The organism is Undibacterium sp., from assembly GCF_030683615.1.
GTDB lineage: Bacteria > Pseudomonadota > Gammaproteobacteria > Burkholderiales > Burkholderiaceae_D > Undibacterium > Undibacterium umbellatum.
Genome location: NZ_JAUXQE010000021.1, coordinates 229685 through 245645 on the forward strand (window position 1 = coordinate 229685; position 15961 = coordinate 245645).

13 protein-coding genes are annotated in these 15961 nt (G+C 49.5%); 10 read left to right on the forward strand and 3 right to left on the reverse strand.

Features of this window, described 5'->3' with window-relative positions; all coding sequences use genetic code 11:
* Window position 1 precedes the first annotated feature (1 nt).
* Both Q8K39_RS10560 and smc read right to left on the reverse strand, forming a co-directional pair.
* The gene (locus Q8K39_RS10560) at window positions 2-1084 is read right to left on the reverse strand and encodes a cell division protein ZipA C-terminal FtsZ-binding domain-containing protein (protein WP_305259979.1); all 1083 of its coding nucleotides are present in this window, start codon (window positions 1082-1084) and stop codon (window positions 2-4) included.
* Window positions 1081-4605: a chromosome segregation protein SMC gene (gene smc / locus Q8K39_RS10565; RefSeq protein ID WP_305259981.1), complete on the reverse strand. Its 3525-nt coding sequence runs from the start codon at window positions 4603-4605 to the stop codon at window positions 1081-1083. Before smc ends, Q8K39_RS10560 begins: the two co-directional genes overlap by 4 nt.
* Before the next feature lie 303 nt (window positions 4606-4908).
* Between smc and dapC the strand changes: the two genes are divergently transcribed.
* The 7 genes from dapC to Q8K39_RS10600 all read left to right on the forward strand — a co-directional run bounded on the left by dapC (window position 4909) and on the right by Q8K39_RS10600 (window position 12783).
* Window positions 4909-6141 carry a succinyldiaminopimelate transaminase gene (dapC, locus tag Q8K39_RS10570; RefSeq protein ID WP_305259982.1) on the forward strand — a complete coding sequence of 411 codons (1233 nt, stop codon included), beginning with the start codon at window positions 4909-4911 and terminating at the stop codon, window positions 6139-6141.
* A gap of 73 nt (window positions 6142-6214) precedes the next feature.
* On the forward strand, window positions 6215-7042 hold the full coding sequence (gene dapD, locus Q8K39_RS10575) for a 2,3,4,5-tetrahydropyridine-2,6-dicarboxylate N-succinyltransferase (protein WP_305259984.1): 828 nt from the start codon (window positions 6215-6217) through the stop codon (window positions 7040-7042).
* Window positions 7043-7107: 65 nt separating this feature from the next.
* Window positions 7108-8250 (forward strand): PilT/PilU family type 4a pilus ATPase, encoded by a 1143-nt coding sequence (locus tag Q8K39_RS10580; RefSeq protein ID WP_305259986.1) that lies wholly within the window; start codon window positions 7108-7110, stop codon window positions 8248-8250.
* 3 nt (window positions 8251-8253) lie between these two features.
* Entirely contained in the window at window positions 8254-8625 is a 372-nt protein-coding gene (locus Q8K39_RS10585) for an ArsC family reductase (RefSeq protein ID WP_305259988.1), read from the forward strand.
* Window positions 8626-8627: 2 nt separating this feature from the next.
* Entirely contained in the window at window positions 8628-9755 is a 1128-nt protein-coding gene (dapE, locus tag Q8K39_RS10590) for a succinyl-diaminopimelate desuccinylase (RefSeq protein ID WP_305259990.1), read from the forward strand.
* A 31-nt stretch (window positions 9756-9786) separates the two neighbouring features.
* Entirely contained in the window at window positions 9787-10689 is a 903-nt protein-coding gene (gene prmB / locus Q8K39_RS10595; RefSeq protein ID WP_305259992.1) for a 50S ribosomal protein L3 N(5)-glutamine methyltransferase, read from the forward strand.
* Window positions 10690-10797: 108 nt separating this feature from the next.
* The gene (locus Q8K39_RS10600) at window positions 10798-12783 is read left to right on the forward strand and encodes an ATP-binding cassette domain-containing protein (RefSeq protein WP_305259994.1); all 1986 of its coding nucleotides are present in this window, start codon (window positions 10798-10800) and stop codon (window positions 12781-12783) included.
* A gap of 47 nt (window positions 12784-12830) precedes the next feature.
* Here Q8K39_RS10600 and Q8K39_RS10605 read toward each other — a convergent pair whose 3' ends face one another.
* Window positions 12831-13637, reverse strand: coding sequence for a zinc-dependent peptidase (locus Q8K39_RS10605; protein WP_305259996.1), 807 nt, complete (start codon window positions 13635-13637; stop codon window positions 12831-12833).
* 464 nt (window positions 13638-14101) lie between these two features.
* On the opposite strand from Q8K39_RS10605, the gene Q8K39_RS10610 reads away from it, so the two are divergent.
* From Q8K39_RS10610 to Q8K39_RS10620, 3 genes are all read left to right on the forward strand, one after another.
* Window positions 14102-14518 (forward strand): NUDIX hydrolase, encoded by a 417-nt coding sequence (locus tag Q8K39_RS10610; RefSeq protein ID WP_305259998.1) that lies wholly within the window; start codon window positions 14102-14104, stop codon window positions 14516-14518.
* Window positions 14515-14739 (forward strand): DUF6500 family protein, encoded by a 225-nt coding sequence (locus Q8K39_RS10615; protein WP_305260000.1) that lies wholly within the window; start codon window positions 14515-14517, stop codon window positions 14737-14739. Before Q8K39_RS10610 ends, Q8K39_RS10615 begins: the two co-directional genes overlap by 4 nt.
* A gap of 86 nt (window positions 14740-14825) precedes the next feature.
* Window positions 14826-15941: an NADH:flavin oxidoreductase/NADH oxidase gene (locus tag Q8K39_RS10620; RefSeq protein ID WP_305260002.1), complete on the forward strand. Its 1116-nt coding sequence runs from the start codon at window positions 14826-14828 to the stop codon at window positions 15939-15941.
* Window positions 15942-15961: the final 20 nt, after the last annotated feature.

Genomic DNA, 15961 nt, shown 5'->3' on the forward strand with positions numbered 1-15961 from the left:
ATTAGCTAAATAGTCGTTGCGCACGCAAGGAGCCTGCAGGAATCTGCGCCTCTGCCATTGCCGCATAAAATTCATGAACCTGACCAGATATTTCATCCAGTGCCAGTTTGGAAATAGGCTGATTGCCATCATCCACGACTGTACCGCCCAGACGGGTCGCCAAAGAGCGGGCGCAAGCTGCCATGGCACCAAAGCCATCACGAGCAGGGGCAACGCAGGGTACATCCAGTAACAGCGTCAGACGCGAAGTCATGGTTTCGCTGACGCTGACATTGGTCGATAAGGTGAACAGGCTACCACCGTCACCATCAGGCATCATTAAACGGCCATCAGGGCGCTGATCAAAGCCCATTTTCTCCAATGCTGCGAGCAAAGTATTCAAAGCCCATGGCGCACCGTTGGCAGCGATATTCACGCTCAATTGCGCATCATGCTCAGCGACAAATTGGTGCAATTCGCGGGCATTGACCATGACTTTGTTCATGTCTGGAATATCTGGATGCGCGCTGAGATTGTCAGCAATCGCCCGCAGTTTCATGATGAATTCAGAATATTCCAATTCATTCAAAGGGCCATTGCGGCTGACCATTTGCACGCCCGCAAACAGGCAGGTATAAGCCCCGCCAACGGCAATCACATCGCGCTCACCGCTATGGCTTTGGCCGATGAAATGCACAGGTTTTTTACCCACATATTTAAGGTCTGCGATTTCTGCCAGGATTTTTTCACCACGTACCGGTGTTTCAAACTCCAATGGGATCACACAATCGATTAATTCATCGACCGGCAATTCCTTATCCTGTATTGCTACCGGTGCTTCCATCTCAGTGGCTGCATCTGCATGCATGGGCTCATGATGTTGCGGCACATCCTCGACAGGCTGCACGTCGCCATCCAGGCTAGGTTCATGCCGGACTATGGGTTCAACGGGCGCATCAGGATTCATGAGGACATCATCATGTCCATCGCCAAACGCATTTTCAACAGTTTTCTTGGCTTTGTATTCCTGCCATTTATTAAAAATCAGGACGCCGACCACCAGCGTTCCACCTATCGCTAACAAACTAATTTGTAGATCTGTCATGCTGCTTGAACCTCAGTAGCAAAATTGACGGCAGATTCCATATCTACCGCCACGATTCGTGAAACCCCCTGTTCTTGCATGGTGACACCAATCAATTGTTGTGCCATTTCCATCGCAATCTTGTTATGGGAGATAAATAAAAATTGTGTGTTTGACGACATGCGTTTCACCATATTACAGAAACGCTCAGTATTTGAGTCATCCAGCGGCGCATCAACCTCATCAAGCAAACAGAAAGGTGCAGGGTTCAACTGGAACATCGAGAAAACCAGTGCCGTTGCCGTCAGGGCTTTTTCACCACCAGACAGCAAATGAATGGTTGCATTCTTTTTGCCAGGTGGCTGCGCCATGACTTGGACGCCAGAATCCAGAATTTCATCACCTGTCATGATCAGTTTCGCCTGGCCACCGCCAAATAAAATCGGGAAAAGCTCAGCAAAATGATGATTCACCTTGTCAAATGTGTCTTGCAACAAATCACGTGTTTCAATATCAATCTTGTGGATGGCATCCTGCAAGGTCGTAATCGCTTCAGTCAAGTCGGCATGTTGGGCATCAAGGAAAGTCTTGCGCTCAGTTGCCTGCGCCAGTTCGTCAAGAGCAGCCATGTTCACGGCACCCAAAGCTGCTATGGCATTGGTCAGGCGAGTAACTTCGCCCTGCAAATAAGATGGCTTGAGGTCATCATGCAGTTTTTGCGCCAGGGCTTCTTCATCGACTTCAAAATTGCGCAACTGCTCTGAAAATTGCTCCTGACTAAGACGTGCGGCCTGCTCTTTCAATTGCAACTCAACTATACGGTCACGTTGCGGCTGCAGGCTACGCTCGACCTGCATTTTCGATTCTTCGTGATGGCGTAATTGCTGTGTCAGTTGATCCAGTTCATGACGGGCATTTGCCAGAGCCACCTCTTGAGAACTGCGTCTGTCCAGTAAATCTTGCAGACCTGCTTGTGCAGTCTGGTCATCCATGGATTCCAGCTCAAGTTGCCCCTGCTGCATGCTGGCAAACAGTTGTGCTGATTGTTCCAGCGCGGTCGCAATACTGCGGCGCAATTCTTCCATCTTGCTGCGGTGGGATTTTTCTGCAAAGGCAGCTTCTTGCGCGGCCAGCTCCAGGTCACGCAGACGCTGTCTGGCTTCATTCAATTGCTGCTCTTTTTCCAGATAAGCAGTCTGGCCTTCTTCATGGGTTTCCTGCAGTTCTGCCAGGTCCATGTCCAGTTGTTCAAATTTTTGCTCGGACTCGGCCCTGATTTGCTGTTGTTCACTCTCTTGCGCGGCGATTTCTGCCAGATCACTGCCTATCTGTGTGCTGCGCTGATTAAAGCGTTCCTGCACTTCAGACAATTTCATGAATTCGATTTGCAGACTATGGGTAGTCTGCGTCAGGCTGCCCACGCGCTGGCGCAAGTCTTGTAATTGCTGCGTAGCCTGAGTGTAAGCAGATTCAGAACGTACGGCACGGGTTTTGGACTCGTCCGCCAGCATGTGCTTGGCACGGCATTGCTTGGTGATATTTTCTATCTCTTGCTGACGTCCCAGCACGCCATCCTGCTCGGAATCAGATGCATAAAAACGTACGCTTGAGCGGGCAATGACATGGCCTTGTTTGGTGATAAAACAGGCACCGACTGGCAATTTAACCCTGTCCATGAAGGCAGAAGTAATATCTTCAGCGATATAAACCTGATGTAACCAGTCCTGCATCAAACCACGCAAACCTGCGTCGTTAAGTTGCAGCAAGTCGATGAAGGGTTTAAAGCCAGCCAGAGGTGTGACAGTATCTGCGACGATAGTCGGCGCACAAACAGCCAGCTTGGCAGGTGGCGCATCACCAAAAAAGGCCTTGGCCCAGTCCAGATTCGACATTTCCAGCGCTGCGGTACGTTCGCGCAAGATGGATTCCAGCGCGGCTTCCCAACCAGCTTCGATATGCAGTTTTTGCCAGATTTTTGGCAAGCCACCTAATTCGTGCTTTTCCAGCCAGGGCTGTACCTTGCCTTGACTTTGTACTTTTTCCTGCAATTGCTTCAGGGCGAGTAAGCGTGCTTCCAGTTGCGCATATTCGGCGCTATCCTGATTCACTTGCTGTTGTGCTTGTTTGCGTTCGTCTTCCAGCAAAGGCAAGCGCTCTTGCGCTTCTTCCAGCTGCATAGTGAGCTCTTCCAGCACCTGCTTTTTCTCCTCCAACTGCATGGAGAGATTGTCCAGATGCGTCGTATCCGGCAATACCAGACCCTGCTTTTCCTGCATCAGGCGCTCACGCCGGGTTGCCAAGGTGTTCAGGATATTCGAAGCATTACGCTGATGCGCAGATTCCAGTTCTATCTGCTGCTGCATCTGCATGATTCTGGCCCGTGATTCAGTCGTCTTCAGTTGAGACTCACGCCATATCTGCTCCATCGCTGGCAGCTTGTCTTGCTGTTGCTGGCTGACTTCGAGTGCCTGTTCGGCGCGCATGGCCAGCTCTTCAACATGGATTTCGCCTTCAGACAAATCATCCTGAAATTGTCGGCTCTGGTTTTGCCATTGATCGCGCTGTGCAGTCAGTGACTGCAACTGTGATTGCAAACGGCTGCGCGATTCGATGACGAACTTGATTTGCGCTTCCAGACTGCCAATCTCGGCATTGGTCTGGTACAAATGACCCTGCGCCTGGTGCATGCGGTCGCCGACTGCATAGTGAGCCTGGCGCATTTGCTCAAGCTCCAGCTCAACATGACGCAGCCTGGCCGTTTGCTCTTCGAGATCGGTCTGGGTCTTTTCTATCTCGGAAAAGTGTCTTTTCTGTTCGTTTTCTGCTTCTTTTTTACGCAGCAACCACAACAGTTTTTGCTTTTCTTCCTGGTCAGTCTGCAATTCTTTGAATTTATTGGCAACAACGGCTTGTGCACCCAGTCTGTCCAGATTGTTATTCAGTTCGCGCAGAATGTCCTCGACACGCACCAGGTTCTCATGGGTGTCGTGGATACGGTTTTCTGTCTCGCGGCGGCGTTCTTTATAGCGGGAAACACCGGCAGCTTCCTCGAGGAAAATCCTTAATTCTTCCGGACGGGCTTCGATGATGCGCGAAATCATGCCCTGGCCGATAATCGCATAGGCGCGCGGCCCCAGACCAGTACCGAGGAAAATATCCTGAATATCACGGCGGCGCACTGGCTGACCATTGATGTAGTAAGTAGACGTGCCATCACGCGTCAAGGTACGCTTGACGGCAATTTCACCGTATTGGCTCCATTGGCCTGCTGCTTTGCCCATGCTGTTATCAAAAACCAGCTCAACGGATGAACGACCAGCGGGTTTGCGGTGGGTAGAACCGTTAAAGATAACGTCCTGCATGGATTCGCCGCGCAACTCGGAGGCTTTGGATTCACCCAAAACCCAGCGCACAGCATCAATAATATTGGATTTACCGCAACCATTAGGACCGACAACACCAACTAGCTGGCCAGGAACCTGAAAATGGGTGGGATCTACAAAAGATTTAAATCCCGCTAATTTAATAGAAGTTAATCGCACTTTATATAATTTTATTATCTTTTGCAGTCAAATCTACCGCGTATCGTATATATGCCAAGGCCATAAATGCCAGCCGCGTTCCTGTATCGCTGCATCATACCATCGTAAGAGCAAAATTTTCAGTTTTCAAACTTATGACACAATTTACATATTAATCAGTATTTCACGCAAGTACAGGTGAAAGCCTTTCTCTATAGAATCCTCAGGACGCTATAATATGGAATGCAATTAAAAAGCAGCAAATTCAAGCAGACCAGAGAAATAAGCTAAAAAGCCTGTTTAGCGTCGACAACAATTCGAAAAATGACATTTAATCCCTATCTCAGTAAGTTGCAGCCGTATCCGTTCGAGAAACTGAAGCGCCTGTTTGCCGATGTTGTGCCAAATTCTAAATTTCCAGCCATCAGTCTGGGCATAGGCGAACCCAAGCACCCTACTCCCGCCTTGATCAAGGATGCCATAGTCGACAATATGGCAGGCTTGGCCAGTTACCCGTCCACTGCTGGCTCGGACGCCCTGCGCAATTCCATATCTGCCTGGCTGGGTCGTCGCTACAATATACCGCCGCTAGATGCAGCAACTCAGATTTTGCCTGTCATCGGTTCACGCGAAGCGCTGTTCGCGCTGGCGCAAACCGTCATAGACCTCAGTGCCTGCAAAAATGGGCCGCCATTAGTGGTGTGCCCTAACCCGTTTTATCAGATTTACGAAGGCGCAGCCTATCTGGCCGGGGCTGAGCCCTATTTTGCCAATGCTGACCCTGAACGCAATTTCGCACCTGACTACAAGAGCATCCCTGAATCAGTCTGGCAACGCGTACAACTGCTGTATATCTGTTCACCCGGCAACCCTACTGGCGCAGTATTGAACCTGGATGACTGGAAGGAGTTATTTGCCCTGTCAGACCGTTATGGTTTTGTTATTGCTGCCGATGAATGCTATTCCGAGATTTATTTCAAGGCCGAAGCACCGCTGGGCAGCTTGCAAGCCGCTCGTGAATTGGGCAGGAATGATTATCAACGCCTGATTACCCTGTCCAGCCTGTCAAAACGTTCGAATGTACCTGGCATGCGCTCCGGCTTCGTGGCGGGAGATGCTGAAATCATCAAAAAATTCCTGCTGTACCGCACTTATCATGGCAGCGCCATGAGCCCCAACATACAGGCTGCCTCGGTCGTGGCATGGAATGACGAAGTGCATGTGCAAGAAAATCGTGACAAGTACATACGCAAATTTGCCCAGATCACGCCGATTTTGCAAGAAGTGCTGGACGTAAAGCTGCCTGACGCAGCCTTTTACCTATGGGCAAAAATTCCTGATGCCATGGTTTTATCAGATACAGAATTCGCCCGCCGTCTGTACGAGGAATATAATGTAACAGTTCTGCCCGGCAGTTATCTGGCGCGCGAGGCCCATGGTATCAACCCTGGACAAAACCGCATACGCATGGCTTTGGTGGCTGAGCCCGAAGAATGCCTGGAAGCGGCTGAAAGGATAGTCAGCTTTTGCAAGGGTCTTACTCCGACAGCAGCCTGATACGACTACCAGACAACAAACACAAGATTATTTCGGTTTTTATTTTTTACATTTTCATTTGAAGACACTCAACATGACTCAACAATTACAGCAAATCATTGATCAAGCCTGGGAAGACCGCACAAATTTCTCGCCAAAATCTGCGCCTGTAGAAATCCGCGAAGCAGTTGCTCATGTCTTGAGCGAACTTGATGCCGGCACTCTGCGCGTTGCGCAAAAAATTGAAGGTAGCTGGCAAGTCAATCAGTGGATCAAAAAAGCTGTATTGCTGTCTTTCCGTCTGGAAGACAATATCACCATGCCTTCTGGCGAACACATGCAGTTCTTCGACAAAGTGCCAACCAAGTTCGCCAATTACACGGCTGAAGATTTCGTCAAAGGTGGCTTCCGCGTGGTGCCACCAGCAGTTGCACGTCGTGGCAGCTTTATAGCAAAAAACGTGGTGTTGATGCCTTCTTATGTCAATATCGGCGCTTATGTCGATGAAGGCACAATGGTTGATACCTGGGCGACAGTCGGTTCATGCGCGCAAATTGGTAAAAACGTGCATTTGTCTGGTGGCGTTGGTATCGGTGGCGTATTGGAACCTATGCAAGCCAACCCAACCATAATTGAAGACAATTGCTTCATTGGAGCTCGTTCAGAAATCGTAGAAGGCGTGATCGTTGAAGAAAATTCCGTGATTTCCATGGGCGTGTACATCGGCCAGTCCACCAAGATTTATGACCGTGCGACAGGCGAAGTCAGCTATGGCCGCGTACCTGCAGGCTCTGTGGTTGTTTCCGGTAATTTACCGTCTGCCGATGGTAAATACAGCCTGTATTGCGCAGTGATCGTGAAACGTGTCGATGCACAGACACGTTCCAAAACCAGCATCAATGAATTGTTGCGTGGCGCTTAATTAAGTTTTTATTGACGCCTTTTTTGCATTTTATTTTAATAATTAGCTCAGCTTAGGGACACATCATGGCAGCGATGGAGAGGTTATTTCAATTGATGAAGGAAAAACATGCCTCTGACATGTTTTTCGCGATGAATTCGCCCATACATTTGAAAATCAATGGCAATCTGCTCCCTATCAATCAGCAGAAAATGGATCAGGCAAACATCCTGTCATTGCTCAGTGAGGTGGTCGAGCCTGAACACATGGAGCAACTGGAAGCCGAAAACGAACTCAATGTCGGTATTGGCGCTGCCGGCATAGGTCGCTTCCGTCTTTCGGCATTCCGCCAGCGTGGCTCCATCTCTGCTGTGTTCCGTTATGTGCCTGGTGATATTCCCAAACTCGACACCCTGCATCTGCCTCCAGTACTGGCTGAGCTGATTATGGAAAAACGTGGTTTGATCTTGCTGGTCGGTTCTACCGGTTCAGGCAAATCAACCACGATAGCATCCATGCTGGATCACAGGAACGAAGTCAAAACAGGCCATATCCTGACACTGGAAGACCCGATAGAATTTTTGTTCCGCAGTAAAAAGTCCATCGTCAACCAGCGTGAAATTGGCAGTGATTCTGAGAGCCTGAAAACGGCGTTGAAAAACTCGCTGCGCCAGGCACCTGACTGCATCCTGATTGGTGAGATCCGTGATCTCGAAACCATGATGGCGGCGATTGCCTATGCGCAATCCGGCCATCTGGTGTTGGCGACCCTGCATGCCAATAATAGTTATCAGGCATTGAACCGTATCATTAGTTTCTTCCCTATGGAAACGCGCAGTGCCTTGCTGCTGGATTTATCGTCTTCCATACGTGCGATTATCTCGCAGCGTCTGATACGCGCCAAAGATGGTGGTCGTGCACCGGCGGTAGAAATCATGCTTAATACCCGTTATGTGGCGGAGTTGATAGAACAAGGCGATATCTTCCAGATCAAGGAAGCGATCGAGAAAAGTTTGTCGCCAGGTTCGCAAACATTTGAGCGCGCCCTCATGCATTTGATACGAGAAGGCTTGATCACGCAAGAAGAGGGCCTGGCCAATTCTGATTCTGCCAATAACCTCTTGTGGTTGCTGAACAATGAAGCATCCACTGCCGTAGCAGTAAAGCCAGAACCAGAACCAGAAACCAAAGAAGAAGCTTCTTTCACAGAATTTACCCTGAACGTATAAAGTATGACGCGAAGCATTACCCTGTTTGGCATTCCAAACTGTGACACCGTTAAAAAAGCCCGTACCTGGTTGCAAGAACAGGAACTGGCTTTTGAATTCCATGATTTCAAAAAACAAGGCTTGGACCGTGCCGCCATAGAAACATGGCTGGAGCATCAAGGCCTGGATGTACTTATCAACCGCAAAGGCACAACCTGGCGCGCACTCAGCGATGCAGAAAAAGGCTTTGCTACAGATACAGAGCAGGCAATTGCACTCATGTTGGACAAACCATCGGTCATCAAGCGTCCGGTATTGCTGATCAATAATGATGGCAAATCGCAAGTGAATGTCGGTTTCTCTGTGCCTCAGTACCAGTCCATTTTCCATAAGTAAACATGAGTAAAACACTTGACCTGACCGAACAACTGATTGCACTGGATTCGGTCACACCTGAAGATAAAGGCTGTCAAAATACCTTAATCGCGCTGCTGGAGCCCCTGGGCTTCCAGTGCGAAACCATACAATCCGGTGATGTGACCAATCTATGGGCGAGGCGTGGTCAGGCTCAGCCTTTGCTAGTGTTCGCCGGCCATACGGATGTTGTACCTACTGGCCCCGTCACACAATGGCAATCTGCACCATTTACGCCCACCCATAGGGATGGCAAGTTGTATGGCCGCGGTGCGGCTGACATGAAAACCTCGATCGCTGCTTTTGTGGTGGCGACTGAAGAATTTGTCGCTGCCCATCCAGATCATAAAGGTTCCATCGGCTTCCTGATCACCAGCGATGAAGAAGGCCCGGCCACCGACGGCACAGTTGTCGTCTGTGAAAAGCTCAAGGCACGTGGAGAGCATCTTGATTATTGTATCGTTGGCGAACCGACTTCCGTAGATAAATTGGGCGATACCATCAAGAATGGTCGTCGCGGCACCATGTCGGGCAAACTGATCGTCAAAGGCGTACAAGGCCATATAGCCTATCCACAACTGGCAAAAAACCCTATTCACCTGGCAGCCCCTGCCATGGCAGAACTGGTGGCCGAAGTCTGGGATGAAGGCAACGACTATTACCTGCCAACGTCCTGGCAAATGTCGAATATCCATGCAGGCACCGGTGCCTCAAACGTGATACCTGGCGAAGCTGTCATTGATTTCAATTTCCGTTTTTCCACCGCCAGTACTGCCGAAGGCTTGCAACAACGTGTGCATGTAATTCTCGATAAACATGGCCTGGAATATGAGTTGAAATGGACCGTAGGTGGCCATCCTTTCCTGACACCCAAAGGCAGCCTCAGCGATGCACTGGGTGATGCCATACGTGCAGAAACTGGCATAGAGACTGAGCTCTCCACTACTGGTGGCACATCTGATGGTCGCTTCATCGCCAAAATCTGCCCGCAAGTAGTGGAATTTGGCCCGCCAAATTCCAGCATCCATAAGATTGACGAACACATAGAGCTGCAATACATAGATCCGCTCAAGAACATTTATCGCCGCACTCTGGAAAACCTGCTGACCTAATCAGTTCACCACTGGCCGATACGGAAACAATATGACTACACCCGCTACCACCTTTCTGACCCTGCGCGATCTGCTGCGCTATGCCGTCACTCGCTTCAACAAAGAGAAACTTTTCTTTGGCCATGGCAGTGCCAATGCCCTGGATGAAGCAGCCTATTTGCTGCTGCATACTTTGCACCTGCCACTGGACAAGATAGAACCATTCCTGGATGCGCATTTATTGCCGTCAGAAATAGATGCCGTTTTGCGCGTAATTGACAGACGTGCAGTCGATCGCGTGCCAGCCTCCTACATCACCAATGAAGCCTGGCTTGGTACTTACAACTTCTACGTAGATGAACGCGTCATCGTACCGCGCTCTTTCATTGCTGAACTGATCCCTGAACATTTTTCACCATGGGTGACAGATCCAGACGCGATCACCAACATCCTTGAACTGTGCACCGGTTCTGGCTGCTTGCCCATCATGCTGGCAGATATGTTCTCTGAGGCGCATGTGGACGCCGTTGATATCTCCAAAGATGCGCTGGAAGTGGCCAGGCGTAATGTGGCAACCTATGAATTGCAGGACCGCATTACCCTGATCGAATCTGACCTGTACAGCAATGTGCCGGACAAGAAATATGACCTGATCATCACCAACCCACCGTATGTGAATTCCGGCTCCATGTCCAAGCTGCCCAAGGAATATACGCACGAGCCGCAAATTGCTCTGGCTGGCGGCGATGACGGTATGGACCTGGTGCGCAAGATAGTCGCAGGTGCGGCTCAACGCCTGACAGAAGATGGCTTGCTGATGGTGGAAATTGGCAATGAACGTGCCTTCGCCGAAGCGGCCTTCCCGGAACTGAACCTGACCTGGTTGAGTACCAGTGCCGGTGATGACATGGTATTTTTGGTAGAAGCTGACCAACTGAGCAATTTCACTGCATAAATCAGTGTAGTACAGTGCAATAAACATAATGAAGACGGGCAAAACCAGTTTTGCCCGTTTTTCCATTTTTTCGCATCAACAATAGCATTACCCATTAATTAAGTTTATATGATACGTCTTCAACAAGTCGTCCTGGCGCGCGGCATCAAACCATTATTTGACAGCGTCGATGTGACGCTCAATCCCGGCGACAAGATAGGCTTGATCGGCTCAAACGGCGCAGGCAAATCCAGTCTGTTTGCCATGTTGCGCGGTGAATTGCACCCTGACCAGGGCAGCATCGATTTCCCCGCCAAATGGCAGCTCGCCCACGTTGCGCAAGAAACACCACCACTGGAACGCAGTGCCATCGATTACGCAATAGATGGCGACGTCGCCTTGCGCAAACTCGAAGCACAACTGGCTGAACTGGAAGCGCAACCAGAAAGCTATGAAAACGGTATTGCCATCGGCAATATGTATGGTGCTCTGGCCGATGCTGATGCTTATACTGTACGTCCGCGTGCAGAGCAATTACTGCTGGGCCTGGGCTTCAAGATCAATGAACTCGAACAATCAGTCGCCAGTTTTTCTGGTGGCTGGCGCATGCGCCTGAACCTGGCCCAGGCGCTGATGTGCAAATCCGATCTACTACTGCTCGATGAACCAACCAACCATCTGGACTTGGATGCCATTATCTGGCTGGAAGACTGGCTGAAGCGTTATGAAGGCACGCTGATCATTATCTCCCATGACCGCGACTTCCTCGACGGCGTGGTGAATGTCATCGTCCACATTGATGAACGCAAACTCAAACGTTATGGTGGGAATTATTCCGGCTTTGAACGCCAGCGTGCTGCTCAGCTGGAACTGGCGCAAGGCATGCTGGAGAAACAGACCCGCAAGCGCGCCCATCTGCAATCCTTTATTGACCGCTTCAAGGCCAAGGCATCCAAAGCCAAGCAGGCGCAAAGTCGTATCAAGGCCTTGGCACGCATGGAAGAAATGGCACCATTGCGGGCTGCTGCCGAATTCTCTTTTGAATTCCGCGAGCCACTGAGTGCACCAAACCCGATGCTAGTGATGGAAGATGTTGATTGCGGCTACCGCATAGAATCAGAAACCGATCATAGCTTCAGCGAAAAAATAATAGTGGGCGATGTCAAGTTTACACTGCAAATTGGCCAGCGCATTGGCCTGCTGGGTGTGAATGGCGCGGGTAAATCGACGCTGATTAAAACCATCGTTGGTGACATCGCACCGTTGAACGGTATCATGCAAACTGGCAAAGGCTTGTCTATCGGTTATTTTGCCCAGCACCAGGTTGAGATGCTGCGTCATGATGAATCACCGCTGTGGCATTTGGCACACATTGCCCCCGATGTACGTGAGCAGGAATTGCGTAATTTCCTCGGTGGTTTCAACTTCCCTGGCACCATGGTGAGCAGCCCGATCAAACCGTTCTCAGGCGGTGAAAAAGCCCGCCTTGCGCTGGCAATGATCGTCTGGCAACGTCCTAACCTCTTGCTGCTGGATGAACCAACCAACCATCTGGATCTGGAAACCCGCGAAGCCCTGACCGATGCCCTGGCGCAGTTTGAAGGCACCCTCGTCGTCGTCTCTCATGACAGGCATTTGTTGCGCGCCACCACTGACCAGTTCATCATTGTTGCCGACGGCAAGCTGCAACCATTTGATGGCGACCTGGACGACTACAAAGACTGGCTGTTCAAAAACAAACTAGAAAAAGCCAACCCTGCCCTGCCGGAAAAAACCAAGGCACAGGAAGCTGCTTTGCCATTGGCAAAAGCTATTCCCGTTGCCAAGGTCGATGACAAGGAACAACGCAAACGCGACGCCGATGATCGCCTGCGCCTCGCTAATCTGCGCAAACCTATAGAAACACGCATCAAGCGTCTGGAAGAACAGATGGCCAAGCTGAACATCAAAAAGAAAGATGTAGATGCACAGTTGGAAGATGGGGATATCTATAACGATGCCAACAAGGAAAAGCTGAAAACACTGTTACTTGACCAGGCTTACGTCGTTAAGGAACTGGGGCAGATAGAAGCTGACTGGCTGGAGCAGCAGGAGTTTCTGGAAGCGGTAGAATAAAATCAAAGAGGCGCATTCAGCGCCTCTTGTTTTTTGAGTGGAGAGGACTAAATCCAGTCACTTGGATCAACCTGGTAATAAGCCCGCAACTGTTCGTACAAGGCAGGATGGTAGTGTGCAAGATCACGGCTTTTCTTGAAGAATGCCTCAGTCACGACAGCAAAAAATTCTGCCGGATTGGTTGCGCCATAAGGATCAATGACAGTAGGAATATCGTTGGCTATCGCCTGATGCAGTTGGGTATATTCTCTTTCCATCAACGCAGACCATGACTTATAAGCTGCTGCGGACTTCAAAGCGGGCGCACCATTGGTCGTTCCCGTTTCACTATCGAGCTGATGGGCAAATTCATGGATAACTACATCCTGCCCCCGCGCTTCATCATCAGGATTATGCGCAACCTGATCCCAGGCCAGTATGACCCGCCCATCACTCCATGATTCGCCACTAAGTCCCTGATTGGTATGTGTGACGACACCGTCTGTATTCATTTGTGTTCTTGGTGCCACAAATGCTGATGGATATACCAGCACATGTGTGAGTTGCGGGTACACATCTGATTCACGGTTTAGCAACAACAGGCAAGCCTTGCCCGCAATCGTTACCCTGATTTCATCAGTGATAACCAAGCCACCACAGCCGATAAAAGTTTTTTGATAGAGAAATTGACGTATGCGTTTCTTTAATTGCATTTGCAAATCAGTCGGCATGCGCGTGTATCCAGGCAGGTTTTTTCGTAAAATTTTTGAGTAATTCAACGGAAAAGCCTGCGATAGAACGTGACGCAAGCGTAGCTTGGGCAAGACAACTATGCCAAGTACGAGTAAAACAATAATAGCGAGTAGCCATTCCATATCGACAACCTAATCAGGATTGCGAATGTGATTTTCATCTCTTAAGCAAACATTCTAAGTCATTGATTTTCAATGAGTAAATTCTACTGTTTGCTTCGGCGCGATTTTCGGCAGCGAGCCGATTACTACGCTAACATCCGTTTATCAGATCCAAATGGGCGCGACGAAGTCAAACTCAATAGCAATTAATATATAACTGCCCGACCCTTGAAAATCAGCTTATCAGTTCAAAGGGTGTTAAATAATATGAATTAATTAATTTTGTGCGAAGATGCTAAGCATTGATTTTTTCTTCGCAAGCTTGGACCTTACTATGAAGCCCTGGAAAACCTTAAGCTCAACAACACTGGTCAACAACACTGGTCAACGATGCCTGGTTAACGCTGACTGCAGATACATGCCAGCTTCCGAATGGAAGAACGATAGCGCCTTACTATGTACTACATGAAGCAGACTGGGTGCATGTGTTCGCCCAGGCAGTTGATGGCCGTATATTGACGGTAAAGCAGTTTCGTTATGCAGCAAATAAGTTTTGCATAGAATTGCCCGGTGGCGTCATTGATGAAGGTGAGACACCTCTTGTTGCCGCACAAAGAGAACTACTGGAAGAAACTGGCTATACCGCTACACACTGGCAATCTTTGGGAACAATGTATGCCAACCCGGCTCGTCAAACCAATACTATCCATTTATTTTTTGCTACCGGGCTTAGTTTAATGGGTGAACAGCAACTGGATGCATCCGAAGATATAGAATTCAACTTTCTGTCGACTGCTGAAATACAGCAGAAAACAGAAACTAACGAATTTTCTCAAGCGCTGCACATTGCCTCGTTTTATCGAGGACTGCACGCATTAACCCTGAATACTAATACACAATGAGAAGTATCCTCAGAAAAAAGATCATAGACGTATGCAATAACAAAATTGAGCAAAAAGGCAGCAATGTTGGCCTTTCCTTTTACGCGTTCTTTGCCAACAAAAACGATGACCCACAATTGTTGATGGAAGCTGCCACGTGGTGGATCATGGAAAACAAGTTTGATCATTTTGAAAAGGCAGTCAAAATTAAGGCAATAGTTGAAGCACTGGAAGCGAACTGAAGAATTTGCCGCTTCCTGCAACAAAAGAAAAGCGCAGGCATAATGAAGCAATCAAATTGTTTCCTTCCCAGGTATTTTTCAAAGATATGAGCGCTCTCTTCTCCCCCATCAAACTTGGTTCGCTGAGTATAAAAAACCGCATCATCATTGCGCCAATGTGCCAGTACTCTGCGGAGGATGGCAAGGCGACTGACTGGCATCTCATTCATCTGGGTGGGCTTGCCTTGTCAGGTGCAGGGCTATTGATACTGGAAGCCACGGCCGTCGAAGCCATAGGCCGCATCTCTCCTGGTGACCTGGGGCTATGGTCAGATGAGACTGAAGCAGCGCTGGCTAAAGTATTGACGTCGATACGACACTATTCTGCAATGCCCATTGCCATACAGCTTGGCCATGCCGGACGCAAAGCGTCCAGCATGGCTCCTTGGCATGGTGGTCAATTGATCTCACTGGAAGAAGGTGGCTGGCAAATGGTGGCGCCCTCTGCCGTGCCGCATGCGCAAGCTGAGCGCGCACCACTGGCATTGGATGACGCTGGCCTAGACCGCGTTAAACAGGCCTTTGTTGATGCCGCAAGACGTGCACACCGACTTGGGATTGATGCGATTGAGATCCATGCGGCGCATGGTTATTTGCTGCATCAGTTTTTGTCTCCCATTGCCAACCAGCGCACAGATCAATATGGCGGTTCGGTTGAGAACCGTTTACGGTTTCCCTTGGAAGTATTTGATGCTGTGCGTGCCGCTGTGCCTGGAGACAGTATGGCAGTTGGTCTGCGTTTGTCGGCGACTGACTGGGTAGCAGGTGGTCTGGATATCTCGCAAAGCAAAATCTTTGTTCAGGAATTGCAGGAGCGTGGCTGTGACTTTATTCACGTTTCCAGTGGCGGTGTTTCACCTGAGCAAAAGATTCCTTTAGGACCTGGCTATCAGGTTCATCTGGCAGAAGAAATCAAACAGCATTGCAGCATACCTGTCATTGCAGTGGGCCTGATCACGGATGCACAACAGGCAGAAGATATTATTACGACAGATAAAGCAGATGCCATCGCTATCGCCCGTGGCATTTTGTATGACCCGCATTGGCCCTGGCATGCAGCGGCGCAATTGGGGGCGACAGTGGATGCGCCAAAGCAGTATTGGCGATCGCAACCACGTGATCAAAAAAACCTGTTTGGTGACACCCGTATAGGGCAAAGATAGTTAACAAGCATGCGCTGTAT

Bases quoted from the DNA above. Each gene is read 5' to 3' on its own strand.
- Q8K39_RS10560 (WP_305259979.1), bottom strand. From the start codon at position 1,084: ATGACAGATCTACAAATTAGTTTGTTAGCGATAGGTGGAACGCTGGTG.
- dapC (WP_305259982.1), top strand. From the start codon at position 4,909: ATGACATTTAATCCCTATCTCAGTAAGTTGCAGCCGTATCCGTTCGAG.
- dapD (WP_305259984.1), top strand. From the start codon at position 6,215: ATGACTCAACAATTACAGCAAATCATTGATCAAGCCTGGGAAGACCGC.
- Q8K39_RS10580 (WP_305259986.1), top strand. From the start codon at position 7,108: ATGGCAGCGATGGAGAGGTTATTTCAATTGATGAAGGAAAAACATGCC.
- Q8K39_RS10585 (WP_305259988.1), top strand. From the start codon at position 8,254: ATGACGCGAAGCATTACCCTGTTTGGCATTCCAAACTGTGACACCGTT.
- dapE (WP_305259990.1), top strand. From the start codon at position 8,628: ATGAGTAAAACACTTGACCTGACCGAACAACTGATTGCACTGGATTCG.
- prmB (WP_305259992.1), top strand. From the start codon at position 9,787: ATGACTACACCCGCTACCACCTTTCTGACCCTGCGCGATCTGCTGCGC.
- Q8K39_RS10600 (WP_305259994.1), top strand. From the start codon at position 10,798: ATGATACGTCTTCAACAAGTCGTCCTGGCGCGCGGCATCAAACCATTA.
- Q8K39_RS10605 (WP_305259996.1), bottom strand. From the start codon at position 13,637: ATGGAATGGCTACTCGCTATTATTGTTTTACTCGTACTTGGCATAGTT.
- Q8K39_RS10615 (WP_305260000.1), top strand. From the start codon at position 14,515: ATGAGAAGTATCCTCAGAAAAAAGATCATAGACGTATGCAATAACAAA.
- Q8K39_RS10620 (WP_305260002.1), top strand. From the start codon at position 14,826: ATGAGCGCTCTCTTCTCCCCCATCAAACTTGGTTCGCTGAGTATAAAA.